Origin of the sequence: Photobacterium frigidiphilum, from assembly GCF_003025615.1 — a bacterium.
Lineage (GTDB): Bacteria > Pseudomonadota > Gammaproteobacteria > Enterobacterales > Vibrionaceae > Photobacterium > Photobacterium frigidiphilum.
Map to the genome: position 1 here is coordinate 22,007 of NZ_PYMJ01000011.1, position 20,109 is coordinate 42,115.

The window sequence follows — 20,109 nt, forward strand, 5'->3', positions numbered from 1 at the left end:
GTGATCATGGGAAAAATAAACCTGTTCTGATACGACAATACAGCGTTAGTCCCTTTGCATCTACCTACACATTTAAGTAAATTAGTTATTACACTACCATTGATAAAACTTATCTTACATACGAGAACTGAAGATGATTCTACGTGTTTTTCGTACAGGATAGTTTAATCTGTAATATTCTGTTTTTTCTATGTGCATTACTGAATCTAATATTAAAAAGATAACCGCAAAGCAAAGACGTGAGGAAATACTTGCTCACATTAGAACGCACAACAAAGGAGACGTGGAACAAACTTGCTCAAAAATATAAAGTATCAACGGTAACTATTCGTAATGATCTTAATTACTTAAAAAAGAAAGGTTGTGTGACACGCTGTTATGGTGGAGCTTTACTGAATGATCTATTTACCTTTGACCAGGCACTAAATGACAAGAAAAAAATTAATAGCAATATAAAAGCACGTCTTGGTGCCTACGCGGCATCATTAATTAATCATGGTGATACTGTGATCCTCGATTCAGGATCTACAACAGAACAAATTGCTTACCATCTACAAGACAAACGTCAACTTACAATAATGACAAACGGTATTAATATCGCTTATCAGTTGGCTAGCCAGCCCGATATTGACGTTATGGTCACGGGTGGCACTATACGTAAAAAGTCCTACTCACTTCACGGTAGTAATGGCGAAGAACTACTTACTGGTTTTCGTTTTAATAAACTGTTTATTGGTGTTGATGGATTCGATATCAATACTGGTATAACAACGCCTCATCAAGGCGAAGCCGACATAAACCGAAAAATGGTTGAAGCCGCTCAAACAATTATTGCCTTAACTGACTCCTCTAAATTTGGTCGTCAAAGCTTTTGCTTAATCGCTCGTCCAGATCAGCTCAACATACTGATCACCGATAGTGGTATTCCACCACATTATCACACTGAGCTTATCCAAATGGGTGTTGATGTTCGTATCATCGATTAATAATAAATCAAAGAGAAAACAATAAAACGAGGTTTGTAGCTTTATATTTTACTCCTCGTTTTTTCGGTAAAACACAAAATTGTGATCTCACGCAGATAACACTCCGAAATCCCCAATTTCATCCTTTTCACACCATCACTTTCGATTCTCATTTCATTCAATCCAAGCTCTATCAGGCTTTCGGTCTATTACTCTTCTACAAAAACGAAAGGCAACACTTTCGGTTTAAGTAAACCGAAAGGGATTTACACTTAAAAACGAAAGAACAACCACTGTGATCTAGCTTTAATTTTTATTTACATTGCCCTGCTTTAATACAAATCAAAAGAAAGCGAAACATTTCGAACTCAATAACGAAATAAAACAAAAGATGAGGTTAAGGCATGACTAGCGTAGAACGCAGACAAAAAATCATGATTCACATTCGCCAACATGGTTCAAGCAAAGTCGACCATTTTGTCGACTTGTTTAATGTCTCTGCAGTCACGATCCGACATGACCTCAACTTATTGGAAAAAGAGGGATGCGTATTCCGTTGTTACGGAGGGGCTAGTCTTAACCCTAACTTCGCCTTTGATCAACCTTTGTACCGTAAAGATCAACTTAATCGCAGTGTTAAACAAAGTATCGCTAAAGCTGCAGCAGATCTCATTAACGATGGTGAAGCGGTTATTTTAGATTCTGGTTCAACTATCGGATTAATGCCGCAATATCTCACGCACAAGCAACAATTAGTTGTTATGACCAATGCTCTAAATACGGCTTATCAGCTCAGTGGCGTTGAAAATATAGATCTACATGTCATTGGTGGAAGCTTGCGCCGTGCATCGTGCTCACTTGTCGGCTCACATGGTGAACAACAAATTCGCTCCTACCTCTTCGACAAACTTTTCTTAGGGGTTGATGGCTTTGATCTAAGTGCTGGCATCACCACTCCCGATAGCAACGAAGCACAAATTAACCGTGCAATGTGCGAAGTTGCTCACCAAGTTATTGCTGTTACTGACTCAAGTAAATTTGGCCGCAAGAGCTTCTGCATGATTCGAGCGGCTAGCCAAATCGATGTCTTAGTCACCGATAGCCAAATTCCTCACGCTACCCATCAAGCACTGCTTGAGCTGGGTGTTGACGTCATTATTGCAGACCAAATTGTTAACTAGGAAAGATCATGAAATCGTTACTTTCATTAATACAAAAACATAAGCAAGGACAGGCAACTGGAATTTATTCGGTATGTTCTGCTCACCCTTTGGTTATTGAAGCAGCACTAAAACAAGCCGCGAAAGACAAGCAACTGGTACTGATCGAAGCGACATCAAATCAGGTAAATCAATTTGGTGGCTACACAGGAATGACACCAAAAGACTTTACTGAGCGTGTATTCAAACTTGCAGATCAACTGAGCTTTCCGGTTAAAAATATTGTGCTAGGAGGCGACCACTTGGGCCCTAACTGCTGGCAAAACCTTTCAGCAGAAGATGCAATGAAATTATCGGAACAAATGGTCCACGACTATGTCACCGCGGGCTTTAAGAAAATTCATCTTGATTGCTCAATGCCATGCGCTGACGACACTACGCCGTTAAGCGAAGATATTATGGCAGAGCGTGCTGCAAAACTCTGTTTAGCAGCCGAACAAGCATTTCAAGCAATAGATGGGGAAGCACCTGTTTATGTTATTGGTACAGAGGTTCCAACACCAGGCGGAGCGCTGGAGTCGTTAGACGAAGGTGTTGAAGTTACTAAGCCAGAAGAAGCCATCACCACTTTGAATGCTCACCATCAAGCCTTTAGTGACTTTGGACTTGGTTATGTTTGGCCTCGCGTTATTGGCCTTGTTGTTCAACCAGGGGTTGAGTTTGATCACCACTCGATCCATCACTACCAGCACCAAGCAGCCAAACCGCTCAGTAAGATGATTGAAAAACAGCCTTACCTTGTGTTTGAGGCACACTCGACGGATTATCAAAATCCAGCGGCTTACCAACAATTAGTTGAAGACCATTTTGCCATCTTAAAAGTCGGCCCTGCCCTCACATTTGCTCTTCGTGAAGCCCTATTCGGTTTAGACCGGGCTGAGAAAGAATGGCTAGGCACTCACCACGCTTCCCACTTACGCGAAACCATCGAACAAGTAATGCACGAACAACCAGATTACTGGCGTTCATATTACCTAAGCAAAGGCCACCAACAATTCCTTGATTGCAACTACAGCTTAAGCGATCGCATTCGTTACTACTGGACACATCCAGATGTGCAAGCCGCACAACACGCGTTGTTTGAACACTTAACAGCAAACCCACTACCTGTCACGTTGCTTAGCCAGTACTTACCTAATCAAGCTAAAGCGATTACCCAACAACTTATTGACAATACGCCAGCTGACATCGTCATTCACAAGATCATGGAAGTGACAAGCGTCTATTCCAACGCTTGTTATGTCAACAACGTGGCGAGCAAGGAGACCATCTGATGACAACATTTTTAAACTACCAAGATAAATGGCTAGAACAACGCAATGGTATTCATACCGCACGTGAAATTAACCAACAACCAAGGTTATGGCGTGAGCTTGGCATGATATTGGAACAGCAATTTGACGATGTGAACGCATTCTTATCTCCTCTCACATCACGCTCTGATTTACGCATTATCTTAACGGGCGCTGGCACATCTGCCTTCGTTGGTGATGCTGCAGTACCTTTCATTCAGGCTGGGCTTAACTTCCAAGTTGAATCGATTCCAACAACAGACTTAGTGTCCAACCCTGAGCAATATTTAGACTCAAGCCGACCAACACTTTTAGTGTCATACGCGCGCTCAGGTAACAGCCCTGAAAGTGTGGCGGCAGTTGAACTTGTTGATCAGTTTATCGACGAAAGCTACCACCTGTTTTTAACCTGCAATAGTGAAGGCGCGCTTTCTCATTTTGCTCAAGATGCAAGTCATGCATATTGCATGTTAATGCCTGAAGGCACCAACGATAAAAGCTTTGCAATGACATCCAGCTTTAGCTGCATGTTAATGGCTACACTCACCTTACTGAGTGGTGATATGCCAAAACTGTGGCGCAGCCAAATCGATGTAACCGCTCAGCTCTGTGAAGACAAATTATCTCAATGGTCAGAAGCGATTAAACAACTCGCAACCGAACCTTATGAGCGCTTAATTGTTCTCGGCAGTGGTGGTTTCTCTGGCTTAGCACGTGAAGCCTCTCTGAAATCGCTTGAGCTAAGTGCAGGCAAAGTGATGACGACTTTTGACTCATCACTCGGGTTCCGTCACGGACCTAAATTTACCATCAACGACAAAGCATTGGTGATTCAGTTTTTCTCAAGTGATGAATACACCCGCTTGTACGACACCGACCTCTACAACGAGATCAGCAAAGACCAACTCGCACTGCGCCATATTGCGTTAAGTGAGAGTGCAATCAATGGCGAAGGGGCATTTGAACTTGGTCATCTTGGGCTAGGCGATGCATGGCTCTGTTTCCCATACATCTTGTTCTGCCAAATGTTGGCCTTTGAGAAATCACTCCAGTTAGGTTTTGGCCCTGATAACCCATGCCCAACAGGCGAAGTAAACCGTGTGGTACAAGGCGTCACTATCTATACACACAAAAAATAACCTACCCATTTAACAAGTAACCGCATTTAAAAAGGACAATACAATGCCAAATATCGTTTTAAGTCGAATAGATGAACGCTTAGTCCACGGCCAAGTAGGCGTGCAATGGGTAGGTTTTGCTGACGCAAATATTGTTGTCGTGGTTAACGACGAAGTCGCGAACGATGAAATTCAACAAAACCTAATGGAAATGGTACTGGCTGATGGCATTGCCATCCGTTTTTGGACAGTGCAAAAAACCATCAACACCATTCACAAAGCCGCCGACCGCCAGCGTATTTTATTAGTTTGTCGTACGCCTCGCGATTTCCGTCAATTGGTCGAAGGAGGTGTGCCTATCACCAAGATCAACATCGGCAATATGCACTACGCCGAAGGGAAAAAACAAATTTATAAAACTGTTTCAGTTGATGCTGAAGATATAACGGAATTTGAAAAGCTAAAAGCACTAGGGGTGAATTGCACAATACAAGGTGTACCCACTGAAGGTGCTACCGACCTCTTTACTCTTATTTGATAAAAAGGACAATACTAATGGAAATAGGATTCTTACAGGCATTGATGCTCGGCATCTTAGCCTTCTTTGCTGGCCTTGACTTGTTCAATGGCTTAACCCACTTTCACCGCCCTGTCGTATTAGGGCCTCTGGTCGGCTTCATTCTAGGCGACTTGCAAACCGGTATCTTAGTTGGAGGGACGTTAGAGCTAATTTGGATGGGTCTAGCCCCTCTAGCTGGTGCTCAGCCACCTAACGTGATTATCGGTACGATCGTAGGTACCACTTTTGCAATCAGCACCAGCGTTGAGCCAAACGTGGCGGTAGGTGTAGCTGTACCTTTCGCGGTCGCGGTACAAATGGGTATCACACTCCTGTTCTCAGCAATGTCAGCAGTAATGTCTAAATGTGATGAGTATGCACAAAACGCTGATACTGACGGCATCGAGCGCGTCAACTACTTTGCGCTAGCAGTACTCGGTACCTTCTATTTCCTATGTGCATTTTTACCCGTTTACCTTGGCGCAGAACACGCAGGAGCCATTGTTGAAACCCTACCGAAAGAGCTTGTCGACGGTTTAGGCGTAGCAGGCGGCATCATGCCAGCGATTGGTTTCGCGGTACTAATGAAAATCATGATGAAAAACGTCTACATCCCTTACTTTATTCTAGGTTTTGTTGCTGCTGCGTGGCTTCAACTACCCATCCTCGCAATTGCTGCTGCAGCAACAGCCATGGCGGTAATTGACTTCATGCGTAAATCTGAACCTACACCTGTCACTGCACCTGCTGAGGATCTTGAAGATGGAATCTAATGTAAGTAACGAACTTGACCTTCGTACAACCCAACTTGCCGATGTACAACCAGCTCCTAGTGCCGCTCAAGATGAGTATGAAAACAAAGAAATTGGAGCAGAGTTAAACAAATCAGACATCAACCGCATGGTTTGGCGTTCTTTGTTATTGCAAGCATCATTTAACTTTGAGCGTATGCAGGCATCAGGTTGGCTTTACGGTTTATTACCCGCACTGAAGAAAATCCACACCAATAAAGCGGATCTTTCTAAAGCGATGCAAGGCCACATGGGCTTCTTCAATACGCACCCATTTTTGGTGACCTTTGTGATGGGCATTGTGCTGGCAATGGAACGCTCTAAGCAGAACGTCAGCAGTATCCAAAGTACCAAAATTGCCGTTGGTGCACCAATGGGCGGTATCGGTGATGCAATGTTCTGGCTCACCCTACTACCTATCTGCGGAGGTATTGGCGCTGACCTTGCGTTGCAAGGATCCATAATGGGTGCTGTGTTCTTCATCGTACTTTTTAACGTTGTGCATTTTGGCCTCCGTTTCGGCCTTGCTCACTATGCCTACCGTATGGGTGTTGCAGCCATCCCGATGATTAAGGCAAACACCAAGAAAGTTGGCCACGCAGCTTCTGTTGTCGGTATGACGGTGATCGGCGCACTGGTTGCTACCTACGTTCGCCTGTCAACAACCGCAGAAATCACAGCTGGTGATGCAGTAGTTAAATTGCAGGCAGATGTTATCGATAAACTGATGCCAGCATTTCTACCATTGCTTTACACCCTCGCAATGTATGCGTTAGTGAAACGTGGTTGGAGCCCAATAAAACTTATTGGTATCACTGTGACACTGGGTGTTGCTGGGCGTTTCATGGGCTTCTTATAAGTAGATTAAGTCACTCACATATTATCAATAAACCATTATGGGGCCAGCGTGTTTGGCTCCAAAAAAGGAATGCTACATGATTGCTGTAATTCTATCTGGACACGGTGCTTTCGCTTCCGGAATCGAGCAAGCCATTCATCAAATCATCGGTGAACAAGATCAATTTAGAGCCATTGATTTTCCTGTCGATATGACGACACCGCAACTTGAAACGGCAATGCGCACAGCCATTAACGAATTAGATTCGAATGACGGCATTGTCTTCCTTACCGACCTACTGGGTGGAACCCCTTTTCGTACCGCTTCGCTATTGAGCCAAGAGCGCCAAGACATCGAAGTGATTACAGGCACCAACATGCAAATGGCAGCTGAAATGCTACTTGAGCGTGACGAACTCACCATTGCTGAATTCCCTAAGCAAGCGTTGGAATGCGGTCGTAGAGGTATCACCTCACTGACTATTGAAATGGCACTAAAATCAGAAAAATCTGTGGCGGTAGCAGAAGATGGGATCTAACCACCAACATTATCGTGCAGCGCGAGTATTAAAAGACGAGCAGTGGCTAAACGATGGTGTCGTCTCTGTCGCAGCCGATGGCACTATCGCAGCCATTGAAAGCTATTGCGTGAGTAAGCACAGTGACATCACCAATTTAGGCAATGTGAGCTTACTACCCGGCATGATTGATAGCCACGTTCACGGTGCAAAAGGCTGCGATGTGATGGACGCAAGCCATGACAGCCTTAATCACATGTCACGTTTTTTCGCGAGCCAAGGGGTCACAGGGTTTGTCGCAACAACAGTGACCGCACCCGTAGCAAAAATTCGCGCAGCGCTTCAACAAATCGCAAAAAGTAAACACACAGGCGTCGATGGTGCCTCAATTTTGGGATCGTACCTCGAAGGACCTTACTTTACTGAAAAGCACAAAGGAGCTCATCCAACCGAATGGTTTCGCGCTCTATCTATTGAAGAGATCGACAATTGGATCTCTTACAGTGATGGCGAGCTGATTACCGTCGCGCTTGCGCCAGAAAAAGCAGGCGCACTAAAGGCGATTCAGCACCTTAAACAACAGGGTATCAAAGTGATGCTTGGCCATACTGATGCGAGTTTTGATCAAGTTCAAGCCGCATTCGATGCTGGAGCTGATGGCATTGTGCATTGTTATAACGGAATGCGCGGATTACATCATCGTGATCCTGGTGTAGTGGGCGCAGGACTTTGTCATCCAAATAGCTTCGTCGAAATCATTGCAGACGGTCACCATGTGCATCCAACCGCCGTCGATGTGGCGCATCGTTGCTGCCAATCTCGATTAACACTGATCACTGACGCCATGTGCGCAACGCACATGCCAGATGGGCAATATCGACTCGGTGAGTTCATTGTCACGGTGCAAGGCGGCATTGCAATGACCGATTCAGGTAGCTTAGCAGGCAGTACGTTAACCATGCCAATGGCTGTTCAAAATATTCAACGCTGGCTCAACCTATCCCTTGAGCAAGCGTGGCTGTTGGCCTCACTTACGCCAGCAAAATCTTTAGGTATTCAAGATCAACTCGGCACACTCGCAGTAGGCAAGCACGCCTCTATGGTCGCACTGAGTTCAGATTTCATCATTTTAAAAACATGGGTGAAAGGGCGTCTAGTATTTGATGCGGTTTCAATTCCCAATCAGGAGGCTTTATGTATCTAATTTCTTCACGTGAAATGTTAAAACGCGCTCAACTTGGCGGTTACGCAGTTCCTGCTTTCAATATCCATAACCTTGAAACAGTGCAAGTAATTGTTGAAACTGCTTCTGAAATGGGATCGCCTGTAATTCTTGCAGGCACTCCGGGTACATACGATTATGCAGGTACCGATTACTTGATCAGCATCTGTAAAGAAGCTGCACATAAACACTCAATGCCACTCGTGCTGCACCTAGATCACCATGAAGATCGTCAAGACATTATCCACAAAGTTGAGCACGGCATCCGTTCCGTTATGATCGATGGTTCCCATTACGCATTTGATCAAAATATCGATATCGTTCGTTCTGTGGTTGAACACTGTAATCGCTACGATGCAAGCGTTGAAGCAGAGCTAGGGCGCTTAGGTGGTCAAGAAGATGACTTGATCGTTGATAGCGCCAATGCACTCATGACAGACCCGGCTTCTGCGGCTGAATTTGTTCGTCGAACAGGTATTGATGCCCTCGCCGTTGCTATTGGTACCGCTCACGGCCTTTATAAAGCAGAACCAAGGCTCGACTTTTCTCGCTTAGAAAAAATTCGAGCAGTCGTTGATATTCCATTAGTATTACACGGTGCGTCAGGTGTACCAGATAACATGGTAAGACGCTGCATCGATCTTGGGGTGTGCAAAGTAAATGTTGCTACTGAATTAAAAATCGCATTCTCCAATGCAGTAAAACAGCACTTTGCCGAGAACCCAGAAGCGAATGACCCTCGTAAATACATCACGCCAGGTAAAGCGGCGATGAAGCAAGTCGTTATCGATAAAATTCGTATGTGTGGTAGTGAAGGCAAACTTTAAACCAATACCACAACAACACCAAATCGGTGAAATCTACCCTAGAAACCTTCTTACAAGTTGCCTCTTCGCGAGGCAACCTTTTTGAAAATATCTACCTTAAATAACTCAAAGGAAAAAGCTTTACCCTCATATTTTGGTCATGCTGCTAAATCTTTCAAAAAGAAAATCCAAGAATAATCTAATGCGTTTAGGCTGATACTTCTTACTAATGTAAACGACATTCAAATCTGCGCTTGATACAGACATCGATGTGTTGAAATTCTTCATGTATCCATTAAGGATCGTAACAAGACGCAGGTTATTAATATCAGCTTGCACGTCTAGAACAGATTTAAGCGCGATCCCTACTCCTTCTAATGCCCAATATCGAATTACCTCACCATCATCTGAAAACCGCTTCGGTACAACGGTGATTGCGTTCTTCTTGTCTTTCTCCTGAAAATGCCATGTCTTTAGCTCCTCATTACTACGAAGCATTGCCAAACAATCATGATTAACTAGGTCTTGTGGCTTTAATGGTGTTCCATGCTTTGCTAAATATTCAGGTGATGCGCATAGCACTCGTCGGCTTGGTGACAATCGTCGTGATATTAAACTGCTATCTGCAAGCTCTCCATATCGAATCACAATATCCATACCTGATTCAGCAATATTAGAGATATGATCGTCCAAGTATAGATAAGGCACAACATCTGGATACCGTTTACAGAACTCAGACAATATAGGAAGAATGTATTGTTTACCGATATCTTTTGGTGCAACGATTTTTAATGAGCCTTTCACTTCCTTGACGCCATTCTGGATAAGGTTTTCAGCTTCACTGACGTTATCCAATATCTCAATACAGGCTTTATGGTAGAGCTCACCAGAGTCTGTCAGTGATACATGCCTTGTGCTTCGATTAAGAAGCTTCACACCATATCTTTCTTCAAGTGCCTGAAGCCTTGCCGTCATAGTTGCAGGAGAAAGGCCAAGATCACGCCCTGCAGCCGCTAGCCCTTGATGCTTCACAATGCTCACGAACATTGCCATATCAGAAAACTTGTCCACGTCTCACCTCTATTGTTCAGATTAACCGAATAATGATTTCGTATTTTACTCAATTATCAAATTAATACGAATGAATATAATGGCAACCATCAACAAGAACAACGAAAAGGAACGGATTATGAAACAGGAAAAAACAACGTACGTCATCATTGGCGGCACATCAGGTATCGGGGAAGCCGTCGCGAAACACTTCGATAATGGCAAGAATATTGTCCACGTTGCAAGCCGACAAACTGGGCTAGATATCAGTGACGAAAAAGCGGTGCATTGTTACTTCGAATCCATTGGCCCTTTCGAGCACCTTGTTGTTACCGCTGGCTCATACGCTCCTGCCGGAAAGGTGACAGATGTCGCCATTGATGATGCAAAAAAAGCATTTGATACCAAATTCTGGGGAACAATTAATGTCGCGAAGCATGCGGTTCGTTACATGACACCTAATGGTTCTATCACGCTTACAACGGGAATGCTTTCACGCAAAGTGGTTGCCAACACTTACACAAAAACAGCCATTAATGCCGCTCTAGAAGCCGTGACAAAAGTGCTAGCTAAAGAATTGTCACCTATTCGCGTTAACGCTGTCAGCCCGGGTCTCACAATGACCACGGCCTATAACAACATGGATGAAACAACGCGTGAAGCGATGTATGAAAACGCTAAACGTAATTTACCCGCAGGCAAAGTTGGTGAGGCTTCAGATATTGCGATGGCTTACGTCATGGCTATCACAAATCAATACATGACAGGCTCAATCATCGATGTCGATGGCGGCGCTTTAGTCAACTAACACATAAAAAATAACGTATGGGCGTACAAACTTACGCCCATCAATATCGAAAAATAAGTAGAGATAATCAATCATGAAAAAAGAAAAAATGCCATTTCAGGTCTGGATTTTAACACTCGCGGCATTCGCCATCGGCACCGCAGAGTTTGTTATTGCGGGGATTCTTCCTCAGATAGCAACGTCACTCTCTATTACTGAAGGTCAGGCTGGTTACTTAATCAGTGCTTACGCATTAGCCATTGTTATCGGCGGTCCAATCTTAACCATTTATTTAGCCCGTTTTAATAAGAAGATTGTACTGACAGGATTAATGGCACTGTTTATTATCGGTAATATACTGTCAGCGTTAGCACCCACCTATAACTTACTATTGGTTAGCCGCGTTATTGCAGGTCTTGTACAAGGTCCGTTTTATGGCATTGGCGCTGTTGTCGCAACCAACTTAGTATCAGAGAAAATGGCAGGTCGTGCTGTTGGGCAGATGTTCGCAGGTCTGACTCTTGCTAATGTACTGGGGGTTCCTGCAGGCACGTGGATTAGCTTGCAGTTCGGATGGCACAACACATTCTTTACTGTTGCCGCATTCGGTGCCGTCGCAATGGTTTCAATTCTAACGTCTATCAAATCAACGGGTCATGGTGAAGCGAAGAACATTAAAACCCAGCTTATGGCTTTCAGAAATCCCATGCTATTAATTAGCTTAGCGATTACTGCTTTATCATGGTCTGGTTTCATGACGCTATATGGCTACCTTGCTCCTATCGCTATGCACACGACGGGTTACGGTGAAGAGGCCGTTACTTGGATTCTCGTTATTGTTGGAGTTGGCTTAATCATTGGTAATATACTGGGTGGTCGTTCTTCCGACAAAAACCTTGGTAAAGCCTCTATGTTCTGGGCTGTTGCAATGATTATCTCGTTGGTTGCTGTCGGTCTGGTCGTTGATAACAAGATTTTGTTTGTCGTCGCCGCGTTTGTATTTGGTATTGCATCGTTTGCAAACGTACCCGCTATGCAGCTTCGAGTGATGAATCATGGTGGTGAAGGTCAAGAACTGGCAGCAACCGCGAACATTTCAGCCTTTAACTTAGCAAATGCGTTTGGTGGATTCCTCGGCGGCATGGTACTTGATAGCCAACTCGGCGCTGGCATGATCCCTTTCGCGGCAGTCATTGTTCCAATAATTGGCTTACTGTTCATCGCTAAAGCAAACAGACGTGAAAAAACACAAGGTGAATTAGCAACCAACCTTACCTAAGGTAACCCACTAATTAATAATGAAAAATAATGTAATTCTATAAGAATAAAAAGCTAAGCCCACTAATTTTTACGAGTAGTAAGAATTAGTGGGTTTTATACATCAGAGAAACGCTTGAAAACACCGCCATTGTCTATAAAGACTAAAATGCTCGCCTTGAAGTACTTCTGAATATGCAGGAAGCAATAATAAGTATCTGTTCTGAAAATAAAAAGGGATTAAAATCGACAAAGTTCAATTCGTAAATGCGTTTCGTCTTCGTAAGCAAGAACTGATTGGAAGTGAGCACTTTTATCGATCTGTGCTGAAAATATATCTTTATACTCTGGTGAACCGATGAATAGGATTTGAGTTGTTTTGATCATCAACCCTTCTTCATCGAAAATAGCTTGTAGGTCAGATTCAATCACACAAACGAGTACTTGACCAAACCGAGCCTGTAAATCAAGTTCACGTGCATTAGCGAACTGAACCTTTGTGGTTAGCTGAGATTCGACCATGCTGATCAGTTCAACAAAGCGGTGCATATCAGTTGAGCAATTTTCAATCAGTTTCATCTGCTCAGACAAAAGTAACGATTCCAATCCGTCGTTTAGTTTAGCTGTGATTAACCACTGTTTAATATTCTTTTTAATGCGTTTGTAACGATTGGATTTAATCGCTCGCTTAAGAAACTGATTTAGTTTGATGTTTCGATCGGCAATGGTTAGTTTTTTATCAAGGTTACAAAATTCAATGTGCAATAAAGCATGGGTCGTTATATCAAGAAGAAGCGTTGAGTTCATTTCTGTTCCGTTGAAACCTTAAGGACCAAATCATCATACTACCGACGGCTTATATATGTCTAACTAACATTAGATCGCAATGCTTGCTCTAATGCCAACTAACCAAGTATTTAAATCAGACGACAACGCAGTATTTTTAATATATTGAACATCTGGAGTGATATTAATGTACTCGTTATCGCCAAAGGCATCTTCATTAGGCTCTGACCAATTCACGGCAAAACCAAGGCACTGCAGACGAGTATCTGCACGCTATCAGCAGCAATTAGTGATTGAGAATTTAGCCAAATTACAGCCTTATCAGTTTTAATTTATGCTGATGGTTGTTAATGGTAACGATCTGGCAACCATTGTTTCTTGCGTGATAGCCGTTTGCTTTTTATCCATCAAGCGAATCATATGTTGAATATTGGTATTCCATAACATTGCATTCAACTCTAGTGTACGCATGCTTTCTGTTTGTTTAATAAAGTTATCAAGGTTAGTATGTTTTTGCCAGACTATCTCCTGAGTTGGCACAATAAATCCTTTAATACTTGGATAGGCCATCGCTATTACTAAACCTTTTGGATCGAAGTCTGTAAACAAATAAAGCGGTTTCTCAGGATGTTCTTTTAATTGGTTCTTAATAAAATCCAGACTGGTGCGAGTTGAAAAATACTCATCGCCGCGGTAAACCACCAAGGGATCCATACGAATCACCTCTTCTGGTAATTTAGCCTGATGAATGCTTTTCATTAATGCTTTATTTTCCACCACCAGCAACGCTTGATGTTGATGATTTACGAGTGTCTCTTTATCCATTACACAAATAGCACTAACGGGATTATTTACTATTGCTTGCTTAAGCTTCAACGGCCCGAGAATTGAACGTACAAGTAGCCATTCTTCTCCCGCCTTTGCAGCCCCTGCTTTATCATCGTTAAATATCGCTGAGGTTTGGATACGTTCTTTCGCATTAGGTTTAAGCAGTTGGTCTAGTTCAATGGAGGGGGCGATATATTGCCGAATGATCCATTCTAATGTTTGGTAGTCTTGCTCAGACAGCAACAAGTGCTTGCCTTTGATATCAAGTATACCAAAGCCATAAGTATCCCTTAATTCAGCAAGCCATTTACTTAAAGTAACTTTGACTTTCTTTTGTAGGATGATATTAGCCAGTGTCTGAAGCTGTTTAATTTTAAGCATAGCGTGTAAATTTATAGTCGTGAATGATCATATTTCCAACTCCAGAAGGCTGGCCACTTACAACTGGCTCTGCCGAAATACGTTGTTTTAATGGTGACTTATCCAGATCTTGTCTTACCCAGACATGCAGTGCAAACAACCATAAATTGCTCGGTAATGCCTGATCTGCCTGTTGCAAAAATAGTAATGCAGAAACCGGTTTATTAGGTGGCAAAGACCGTATAAAGCTGACAACCAGAGTTTGAAACTGAGAGGGATTCAACTCACGTTCCGACTGCTGCGAAAGGGTTAACTGGCATTTTTCAGATTTCACCTTCGGATCAGTAGTTTGGGAGCGTTCAGTGAAGACTTTATTTGCCAAACGCTCTGCAACTTGTTGATTGACTTTGGCAATACCCAAGTGAATTCGAGGCTGGATCGCACCTGTTTTTCTAGGCAACCGATTATAGAGCGCTTTTTCAGGCTCGGTCTCGCAGCTAAATTCAAACGCCGAATGGCGATAGAGATAAGTACGCCACTGTTTAAGCCGTTGTGCATGGTGTTCGGGACGATGATAACCAAATAGTTTATGTCTTAGCTTAGGTAACAAGTGCTGGAGCTTTTCTCGTGTTCTTTGTGCCTGAGTGAGCAAATCGTTGTAAAAAACTCGCCGCAGGGGAATATGCTGGCTGGCCAGCCGATCTAACTCATCTCGGTCCAGCAAAGCCAACGAATCAGAAAGCCGTGTGACTTGTTGGATCACTTGCTGATTTTCCCGTTTTTTCTCTTCAAGGGTGCTGACATACCCAAAGTGGTTATCGAGTTTGAGATCCAGTAACGCGGTATTATCTTTTACGCTATCCGTTAAACTGTATACATCGTTGCGAATGGCTTCGAGGTGATGGTCGGCATCGTCGTTACGTTGCTCGTTCTTAGCATGAGTGTATTGTTCTACCGCATGCAACATCTGCTCTTGCCACGCCACTATATCAACGGCCCGAATTCGACGTTGCTCTTTTTGTACCGCCACATCAAACATGTCACGCAAGGCACTGGATAGTCGAAATCCTTGTTCATAAGTGCCACTTACTAACCCTTGATTTGCGAGTGTTTGCCAACTGCGAGAACGCCCAACTTGCACCTCTCGTTGATGATATGCATCCTCAAGATTACCCTGCTGAGCATGCAGTGCTTTAATGACTTCAGAAATTACAGACTGTGACATCAGAACAGATCCCCATTCTCTGGCTCAAATTCCGGTTCTAATTCCACAATTTGATGCTGTTCAGCATAGAAATCGAGTAATTCATAAAACCATTCCAACTTTCCGCTCGCTTTATAGATTTTCTGATCACGATTCGATTCAAAAATTAATCCCGTCTCTACCATGCGTGACAAAATCACCCCAAGCTGACCATCTACGTTGTCTTTATTACTTTTCCAGAATATCGCGATCCCTTTCAGCTCTTCTCGTAATGCTGGCTGTTCATTAATGGATGCCAACAACTCATGAAAACGGATAACATCACCGGATGACAATGCCACGTCGTGATGATTCGCACTCATCAGCAAGTTCAAAAAGTGAATAAGTGGCTTTATATCTTGTACCACCTCACGAAATACTTTATCAATTTCATTGGGTTTATCATTCAAATCAATCCAAGCCGCATACCAAGCACTGCCCTGCGGTGTAGACACCAATTCCAAATTAATCGGCTTCAGCCACGCACGCATCCGCTGCTGATTATCATCACTCGCTAAATAGCGATAGCATTCCGGAGTCCGGTACTGGCAAATAAACTCCCCCGCTAACAATTGCCACGCAAGTTGCTCAAACATGGGCTTCCTCCTCATTGAGTATGGCTTCAATGCTTGCTGATAGTCCTTGATGACCAGCCACAAAAGTGACAATGTCACGACCTGGTTTTTCTATGTAATAGGTGTGCTTGTATTCCCCTAACAATTCAGGGTCTGGATCGGGAAAGGCACTGGTAATAGCTATATCATTTTCAGTTAAAGTCGCCAGTAGTTTGGCGCTGTTATACCGCGAAAAATTACCGAGTTCATCAACTGGCCAGTTAATCATTGTGTTAGATTTACCACGCAGTAAATTGGTTAAGGCGATGAATATTTGAATCAATATCAGGTATGAGAGCCCAGTACTTGAAATATCAACCAGCTCTGCGCCTGTCACTGCTTTTTTGGCATGGCCATTTTCCACCACATCCACCTCTAAATTAAACAGCAGGGTGAGATCAACATGGTTTTTACTACGTTGAGAAAAGAGTTGCGCGAGCTCTAATAGGTTATCGACCAGAGCCTGCGGAGGCAGTGACTGATTTTGAATTTGCCAATTATCATAATCAGTAAGAAAACTTCGTAGTAAAGGCCAGTAGGCCTCCTCTTTCACTTTAGATGCAAGACGAATCTGGATATTTTCAATGGCTTCAAATGCGCGCACATTCGCTAACTGCTTACTCAGTTGCTGAGATTTGTGTTGAATACTCTGCTCAAACTGACTCAGGTATTGATAGAAATATCGAATACTCTGTGCGGTATTTGACAATTCAGTAAACAGGGTGGCTTGTACCTGTTTTAATTCAGCCTGAAAAGATAAGTTTATGGGTTCAGCCATTGTTAGCCAGTCATCATCACAACCGTGCTCTTGCTCCCATTGCTGCCATAACCGATAGGTATTGGTATCCACCTCCTGTAAAAACACTTTCTTCAGGGCATAGAATAATTTCCCTCCGTGTTTATTCAGATCATCTAAACGTTTCTGTACGGTTTGCCATTGATGATGAATAAGCGCTAAGGTATCTGCTTCGGTTTTTTCTTCAATGATATGCGACTGGAAGTACGGAGAAATCTGTTGCTGCAAGCTTTGACAAGCTAGCTGATCTTCCTTGATTTGCCTAAGCTGATTTTCCACCTTAGTTAGCTGTTGTTTAAATTGTTTCGTTTGATCTTCTAACTTGGCCGTCTGCAACTCTACATTGCGTTTATACTCAGTCATCTGGCTGTCTAGGCGACCATGCTTTTGTTGATATTCTGGATGTCGCAGCCATTCATCGGTTGACCAACGTTGGTATTTTTCAACCACCTCTCGCGCTTCAAATGCTTGTTTATTTTCTGCCTTTAAACGCTCACGTTCTTGCTCTTGCTTCTGAAGCGTTTGCGTATCAACGCCTCCTTGCTTGAGAGCCCGCATCCGCTCTTGATCATTTTCTGCTAGCCTTTTTTCTTGCTTAGATCTGAGGTCACTAATTTCCTGCGTTTTACGTGAAAATAGGTTTCCTTCTTGGGTCGCTAATTTACTTAACGTGTCTTGTTCTTGCTGCTGTGAAGCTCGATAGTCTTGGTCGCACTGCACGATAATTGCTTGAATGTCTTGTACTAAACTTTGCAGTTGTTGCTGCTTCTCGGCTGCTTGATGGCAATAACGTTCACTTAATGATGATTGATATTCTTGGTGTTTGTGCTCTAACTCTTGCGCCGCTTGATTAGCTTGTGTAAGTTTACTGTCACAAGTTTTGAGCTCATATTGTACTTGCTGCACAAGTTTTCGTTGTTTTATATATTGCCTGGCAAGTTTCTCCTGTTTGGCTTTATAACCTGATATTGCCAATTGAGAGGCTTTTTCTTGTGCTCGATTTTCTGACAGTAAATTCTGTAACTTTTCTTCATCGACCAACTCTACCGTGCTGATCGCATCTAGGTTTATTTCAACGCCGTATAACGCATCGGTCGAAGAAAACTGTTGTGGTTGCAGATCGGTACGCAACAATAATTCAGGCTGAATTACCTTGCCAATACTCGTTAACCAATTCGGCTGAGAGGTGCGCAAAAAGTAGAGTAAGCTATGCTCGCTCGGCGTTTGATAATGTAGTAACTCTTGATAACGCGCTTCTACTCCTTGCAGAGATGCTTTTTCACCTTTCAGCTGGCTTTCTAGCTCTAATACTTGCGCATCTAAATGTCGGATCTTTTCCGACTCGCTAACATGTTGTTGATCATAGCGTTGCTTCTGCTCAATGAGTTCTTTAACCGCTCGCTGCTTGGCTGCTAATTCGCTTTTCTGTTCATCGGTAAGTGGTGGGTTTTCCGCCATTACTTTTAACGCTGCAATGTTTTCAACCAACGGGATTTTTAACGCTTCTTGTGTTTCTCGTTTCTGATTAGCCTCTGAACGAATCTGGCTTTGTTGTTCTCTATACTGCTGAGTTAATGTACCTTTACGCTGGGTAAGCTGCTTAGAATTGTGATTGAAGGTCTCTTCCCGATCACGAATTCGGCTTTCAAATGTTCGACCAATATCATGTCTTAACTCGCTATATTGAAGCTCTATAGCCTCGGCTCCCGATTTTAAATGGCTAATCTGCTGATTGAGTTCTTCAATACGGGTGCTTCGCTGGGGAATTCGTGAAACCAGTTGCTTCAAATACTCAATATTGATGTTTTGATAGCTCTTGTGATCTGATTCAAGTGCTGAGATTGTTTTCTCAATGGCTGATATTTCTGCCTCAAGTTTAATCACCTTTGATGTCCATTCCCGTTGGCACTGAACAACATGGGCATTATGATCTTGCGACTGTTGATATAATTCCTCACCATACTGTACTTTTTCAGTCAGCAAGCTTTCGACTTCATTTATCAGCTGTACAACCAGACTGGCAACCCGCGATCGCTCCTGGCGCAGTAACAGACACTCACTAGCCATCTGACTTAAACTATCCGCTTGCGGTTGTTTATAAAGAACCTGCTTAAGCTGGCAATATTCTTTCGTCCAGTGCTCTAACGAGGCTTTGTTTATAAAAGTACTATGCAACTCCGTCGTTTCACTTTCACTTTCAAATACGTCACTTTGAATGATTGAAACAATGATTGCTTTGAAGGTTTCAAAAGAGGGTTCGCGACCAAAAATACCCATCACCACTTTCTCGATATGGTGAATAGAGGTGCCATGACGGCAAAACGCAAACCGGCGCCGATTTTCATTTCTTCTATGTTGCTGCTTTTTATCTGCCAGATTACGTTCATTAATGTTGGATTGAATCACATTGCGGTATTCATTCAAACTGAGCCACTGACTTGTTCGTACCCACCCTTTTTCGGTTACTCGTCGAGCCAAATCAGATGAGGGTAAAGCTTCAAAACCTTGCTGGGTTTGCAGCATAAACAGACTTCGTTCATATCCATGCTCAATCAATAAGAATTGAGCTTGAGTACTGTGGTTTCCAGTGGAGCTACGCATGACAGCCATGCAGGTTTGATCGCCACGAATATACTCATAAATGATGTAACTGGTTTTATTAGGAAGAAAATATTCAACAAAGGGAAGTTTGGTTTTCTTTCGTCGCACAAGCTGGCTGGGATAGGCCCCAAAAAAAGGGGGAATGAGTTGTAAAAAGGTCGTTTTACCTGCGCCATTATCGCCATTTAGGTTTACATGACCATTCAAATAAACAACGTTCTCTTTTCCAGAAGCAAACGAATCGATCGCAATTATTCTATTTAGATAAAACACACACATTCCTTTTGTATATAACCATACCCAACCAGACATATGATATGTGATTAAGTGAGTATGTATAGACTGTAAGGAAAAACATGTCTTTTTTTCAGGCTGATGTAACAAATTGTGCCTCACAAAAATCAGACCATAATCTGATTTCGAAACACCTTCTTATTTTAATTCGGCATGTTCCGGCAA

General features: G+C 43.0%; 18 protein-coding genes and 1 pseudogene. 12 read left to right on the forward strand and 7 right to left on the reverse strand.

All coding sequences use genetic code 11. The features are described from left to right. Positions 1-190: 190 nt before the first annotated feature. From agaR (C9J12_RS12610) to C9J12_RS12655, 10 genes and pseudogenes are all read left to right on the forward strand, one after another. A pseudogene (gene agaR, locus C9J12_RS12610) lies at positions 191-986 on the forward strand (transcriptional repressor AgaR). Positions 987-1,369: 383 nt separating this feature from the next. Further along, a complete protein-coding gene (gene agaR, locus C9J12_RS12615; RefSeq protein ID WP_006229918.1) occupies positions 1,370-2,146 on the forward strand; it encodes a transcriptional repressor AgaR in 777 nt (258 codons plus the stop codon). A gap of 8 nt (positions 2,147-2,154) precedes the next feature. Further along, a complete protein-coding gene (locus C9J12_RS12620) occupies positions 2,155-3,459 on the forward strand; it encodes a D-tagatose-bisphosphate aldolase, class II, non-catalytic subunit (RefSeq protein ID WP_107243042.1) in 1,305 nt (434 codons plus the stop codon). Then, complete coding sequence (locus C9J12_RS12625) at positions 3,459-4,616, forward strand: SIS domain-containing protein (RefSeq protein ID WP_107243043.1); 1,158 nt, start codon at positions 3,459-3,461, stop codon at positions 4,614-4,616. The genes C9J12_RS12620 and C9J12_RS12625 overlap by 1 nt, the downstream gene beginning before the upstream one ends. 43 nt (positions 4,617-4,659) lie before the next feature. Next, positions 4,660-5,133, forward strand: a complete 474-nt coding sequence (gene agaV / locus C9J12_RS12630) for a PTS N-acetylgalactosamine transporter subunit IIB (protein ID WP_006229921.1) — start codon at positions 4,660-4,662, stop codon at positions 5,131-5,133. A gap of 17 nt (positions 5,134-5,150) precedes the next feature. Further along, positions 5,151-5,927: a PTS N-acetylgalactosamine transporter subunit IIC gene (gene agaW / locus C9J12_RS12635; protein ID WP_006229922.1), complete on the forward strand. Its 777-nt coding sequence runs from the start codon at positions 5,151-5,153 to the stop codon at positions 5,925-5,927. Continuing rightward, the gene (gene agaE, locus C9J12_RS12640) at positions 5,917-6,804 is read left to right on the forward strand and encodes a PTS N-acetylgalactosamine transporter subunit IID (protein WP_107243044.1); all 888 of its coding nucleotides are present in this window, start codon (positions 5,917-5,919) and stop codon (positions 6,802-6,804) included. Before agaW ends, agaE begins: the two co-directional genes overlap by 11 nt. Positions 6,805-6,880: 76 nt before the next feature. Further along, positions 6,881-7,321, forward strand: coding sequence for a PTS galactosamine/N-acetylgalactosamine transporter subunit IIA (gene agaF, locus C9J12_RS12645; protein WP_107243045.1), 441 nt, complete (start codon positions 6,881-6,883; stop codon positions 7,319-7,321). Continuing rightward, complete coding sequence (nagA, locus tag C9J12_RS12650; protein ID WP_107243046.1) at positions 7,311-8,504, forward strand: N-acetylglucosamine-6-phosphate deacetylase; 1,194 nt, start codon at positions 7,311-7,313, stop codon at positions 8,502-8,504. Before agaF ends, nagA begins: the two co-directional genes overlap by 11 nt. Then, complete coding sequence (locus tag C9J12_RS12655; protein ID WP_006229926.1) at positions 8,495-9,349, forward strand: tagatose bisphosphate family class II aldolase; 855 nt, start codon at positions 8,495-8,497, stop codon at positions 9,347-9,349. Before nagA ends, C9J12_RS12655 begins: the two co-directional genes overlap by 10 nt. Positions 9,350-9,475: 126 nt before the next feature. Here C9J12_RS12655 and C9J12_RS12660 read toward each other — a convergent pair whose 3' ends face one another. Next, entirely contained in the window at positions 9,476-10,399 is a 924-nt protein-coding gene (locus C9J12_RS12660) for a LysR family transcriptional regulator (RefSeq protein WP_107243047.1), read from the reverse strand. Between the two features lie 118 nt (positions 10,400-10,517). On the opposite strand from C9J12_RS12660, the gene C9J12_RS12665 reads away from it, so the two are divergent. Continuing rightward, the gene (locus tag C9J12_RS12665) at positions 10,518-11,186 is read left to right on the forward strand and encodes an SDR family oxidoreductase (RefSeq protein WP_107243048.1); all 669 of its coding nucleotides are present in this window, start codon (positions 10,518-10,520) and stop codon (positions 11,184-11,186) included. Positions 11,187-11,259: 73 nt separating this feature from the next. Continuing rightward, complete coding sequence (locus C9J12_RS12670) at positions 11,260-12,444, forward strand: MFS transporter (protein WP_107243049.1); 1,185 nt, start codon at positions 11,260-11,262, stop codon at positions 12,442-12,444. Positions 12,445-12,662: 218 nt separating this feature from the next. Here the strand turns inward: C9J12_RS12670 and C9J12_RS12675 are convergent, their stop codons facing one another. The 6 genes from C9J12_RS12675 to C9J12_RS12695 all read right to left on the reverse strand — a co-directional run bounded on the left by C9J12_RS12675 (position 12,663) and on the right by C9J12_RS12695 (position 19,923). Then, complete coding sequence (locus C9J12_RS12675; protein WP_107243050.1) at positions 12,663-13,229, reverse strand: DUF2913 family protein; 567 nt, start codon at positions 13,227-13,229, stop codon at positions 12,663-12,665. A 69-nt stretch (positions 13,230-13,298) separates the two neighbouring features. Further along, on the reverse strand, positions 13,299-13,445 hold the full coding sequence (locus tag C9J12_RS30455; protein ID WP_146150085.1) for a carbohydrate porin: 147 nt from the start codon (positions 13,443-13,445) through the stop codon (positions 13,299-13,301). Between the two features lie 90 nt (positions 13,446-13,535). Further along, positions 13,536-14,417, reverse strand: coding sequence for a DUF7281 domain-containing protein (locus C9J12_RS12680; protein WP_107243051.1), 882 nt, complete (start codon positions 14,415-14,417; stop codon positions 13,536-13,538). After that, entirely contained in the window at positions 14,410-15,621 is a 1,212-nt protein-coding gene (locus C9J12_RS12685; protein WP_107243052.1) for a hypothetical protein, read from the reverse strand. Before C9J12_RS12685 ends, C9J12_RS12680 begins: the two co-directional genes overlap by 8 nt. Continuing rightward, positions 15,621-16,235: a condensin complex protein MksE gene (locus C9J12_RS12690; protein WP_107243053.1), complete on the reverse strand. Its 615-nt coding sequence runs from the start codon at positions 16,233-16,235 to the stop codon at positions 15,621-15,623. Before C9J12_RS12690 ends, C9J12_RS12685 begins: the two co-directional genes overlap by 1 nt. Next, the gene (locus C9J12_RS12695) at positions 16,228-19,923 is read right to left on the reverse strand and encodes an ATP-binding protein (RefSeq protein WP_170111772.1); all 3,696 of its coding nucleotides are present in this window, start codon (positions 19,921-19,923) and stop codon (positions 16,228-16,230) included. The genes C9J12_RS12690 and C9J12_RS12695 overlap by 8 nt, the downstream gene beginning before the upstream one ends. Positions 19,924-20,109 lie beyond the last annotated feature (186 nt).

What these genes read in the sequence shown, in the direction of transcription:
- agaR (WP_006229918.1), top strand. Translation starts at nt 1,370, where the DNA reads ATGACTAGCGTAGAACGCAGACAAAAAATCATGATTCACATTCGCCAA.
- C9J12_RS12620 (WP_107243042.1), top strand. Translation starts at nt 2,155, where the DNA reads ATGAAATCGTTACTTTCATTAATACAAAAACATAAGCAAGGACAGGCA.
- C9J12_RS12625 (WP_107243043.1), top strand. Translation starts at nt 3,459, where the DNA reads ATGACAACATTTTTAAACTACCAAGATAAATGGCTAGAACAACGCAAT.
- agaV (WP_006229921.1), top strand. Translation starts at nt 4,660, where the DNA reads ATGCCAAATATCGTTTTAAGTCGAATAGATGAACGCTTAGTCCACGGC.
- agaW (WP_006229922.1), top strand. Translation starts at nt 5,151, where the DNA reads ATGGAAATAGGATTCTTACAGGCATTGATGCTCGGCATCTTAGCCTTC.
- agaE (WP_107243044.1), top strand. Translation starts at nt 5,917, where the DNA reads ATGGAATCTAATGTAAGTAACGAACTTGACCTTCGTACAACCCAACTT.
- agaF (WP_107243045.1), top strand. Translation starts at nt 6,881, where the DNA reads ATGATTGCTGTAATTCTATCTGGACACGGTGCTTTCGCTTCCGGAATC.
- nagA (WP_107243046.1), top strand. Translation starts at nt 7,311, where the DNA reads ATGGGATCTAACCACCAACATTATCGTGCAGCGCGAGTATTAAAAGAC.
- C9J12_RS12655 (WP_006229926.1), top strand. Translation starts at nt 8,495, where the DNA reads ATGTATCTAATTTCTTCACGTGAAATGTTAAAACGCGCTCAACTTGGC.
- C9J12_RS12665 (WP_107243048.1), top strand. Translation starts at nt 10,518, where the DNA reads ATGAAACAGGAAAAAACAACGTACGTCATCATTGGCGGCACATCAGGT.
- C9J12_RS12670 (WP_107243049.1), top strand. Translation starts at nt 11,260, where the DNA reads ATGAAAAAAGAAAAAATGCCATTTCAGGTCTGGATTTTAACACTCGCG.
- C9J12_RS12675 (WP_107243050.1), bottom strand. Translation starts at nt 13,229, where the DNA reads ATGAACTCAACGCTTCTTCTTGATATAACGACCCATGCTTTATTGCAC.
- C9J12_RS12680 (WP_107243051.1), bottom strand. Translation starts at nt 14,417, where the DNA reads ATGCTTAAAATTAAACAGCTTCAGACACTGGCTAATATCATCCTACAA.
- C9J12_RS12685 (WP_107243052.1), bottom strand. Translation starts at nt 15,621, where the DNA reads ATGTCACAGTCTGTAATTTCTGAAGTCATTAAAGCACTGCATGCTCAG.
- C9J12_RS12690 (WP_107243053.1), bottom strand. Translation starts at nt 16,235, where the DNA reads ATGTTTGAGCAACTTGCGTGGCAATTGTTAGCGGGGGAGTTTATTTGC.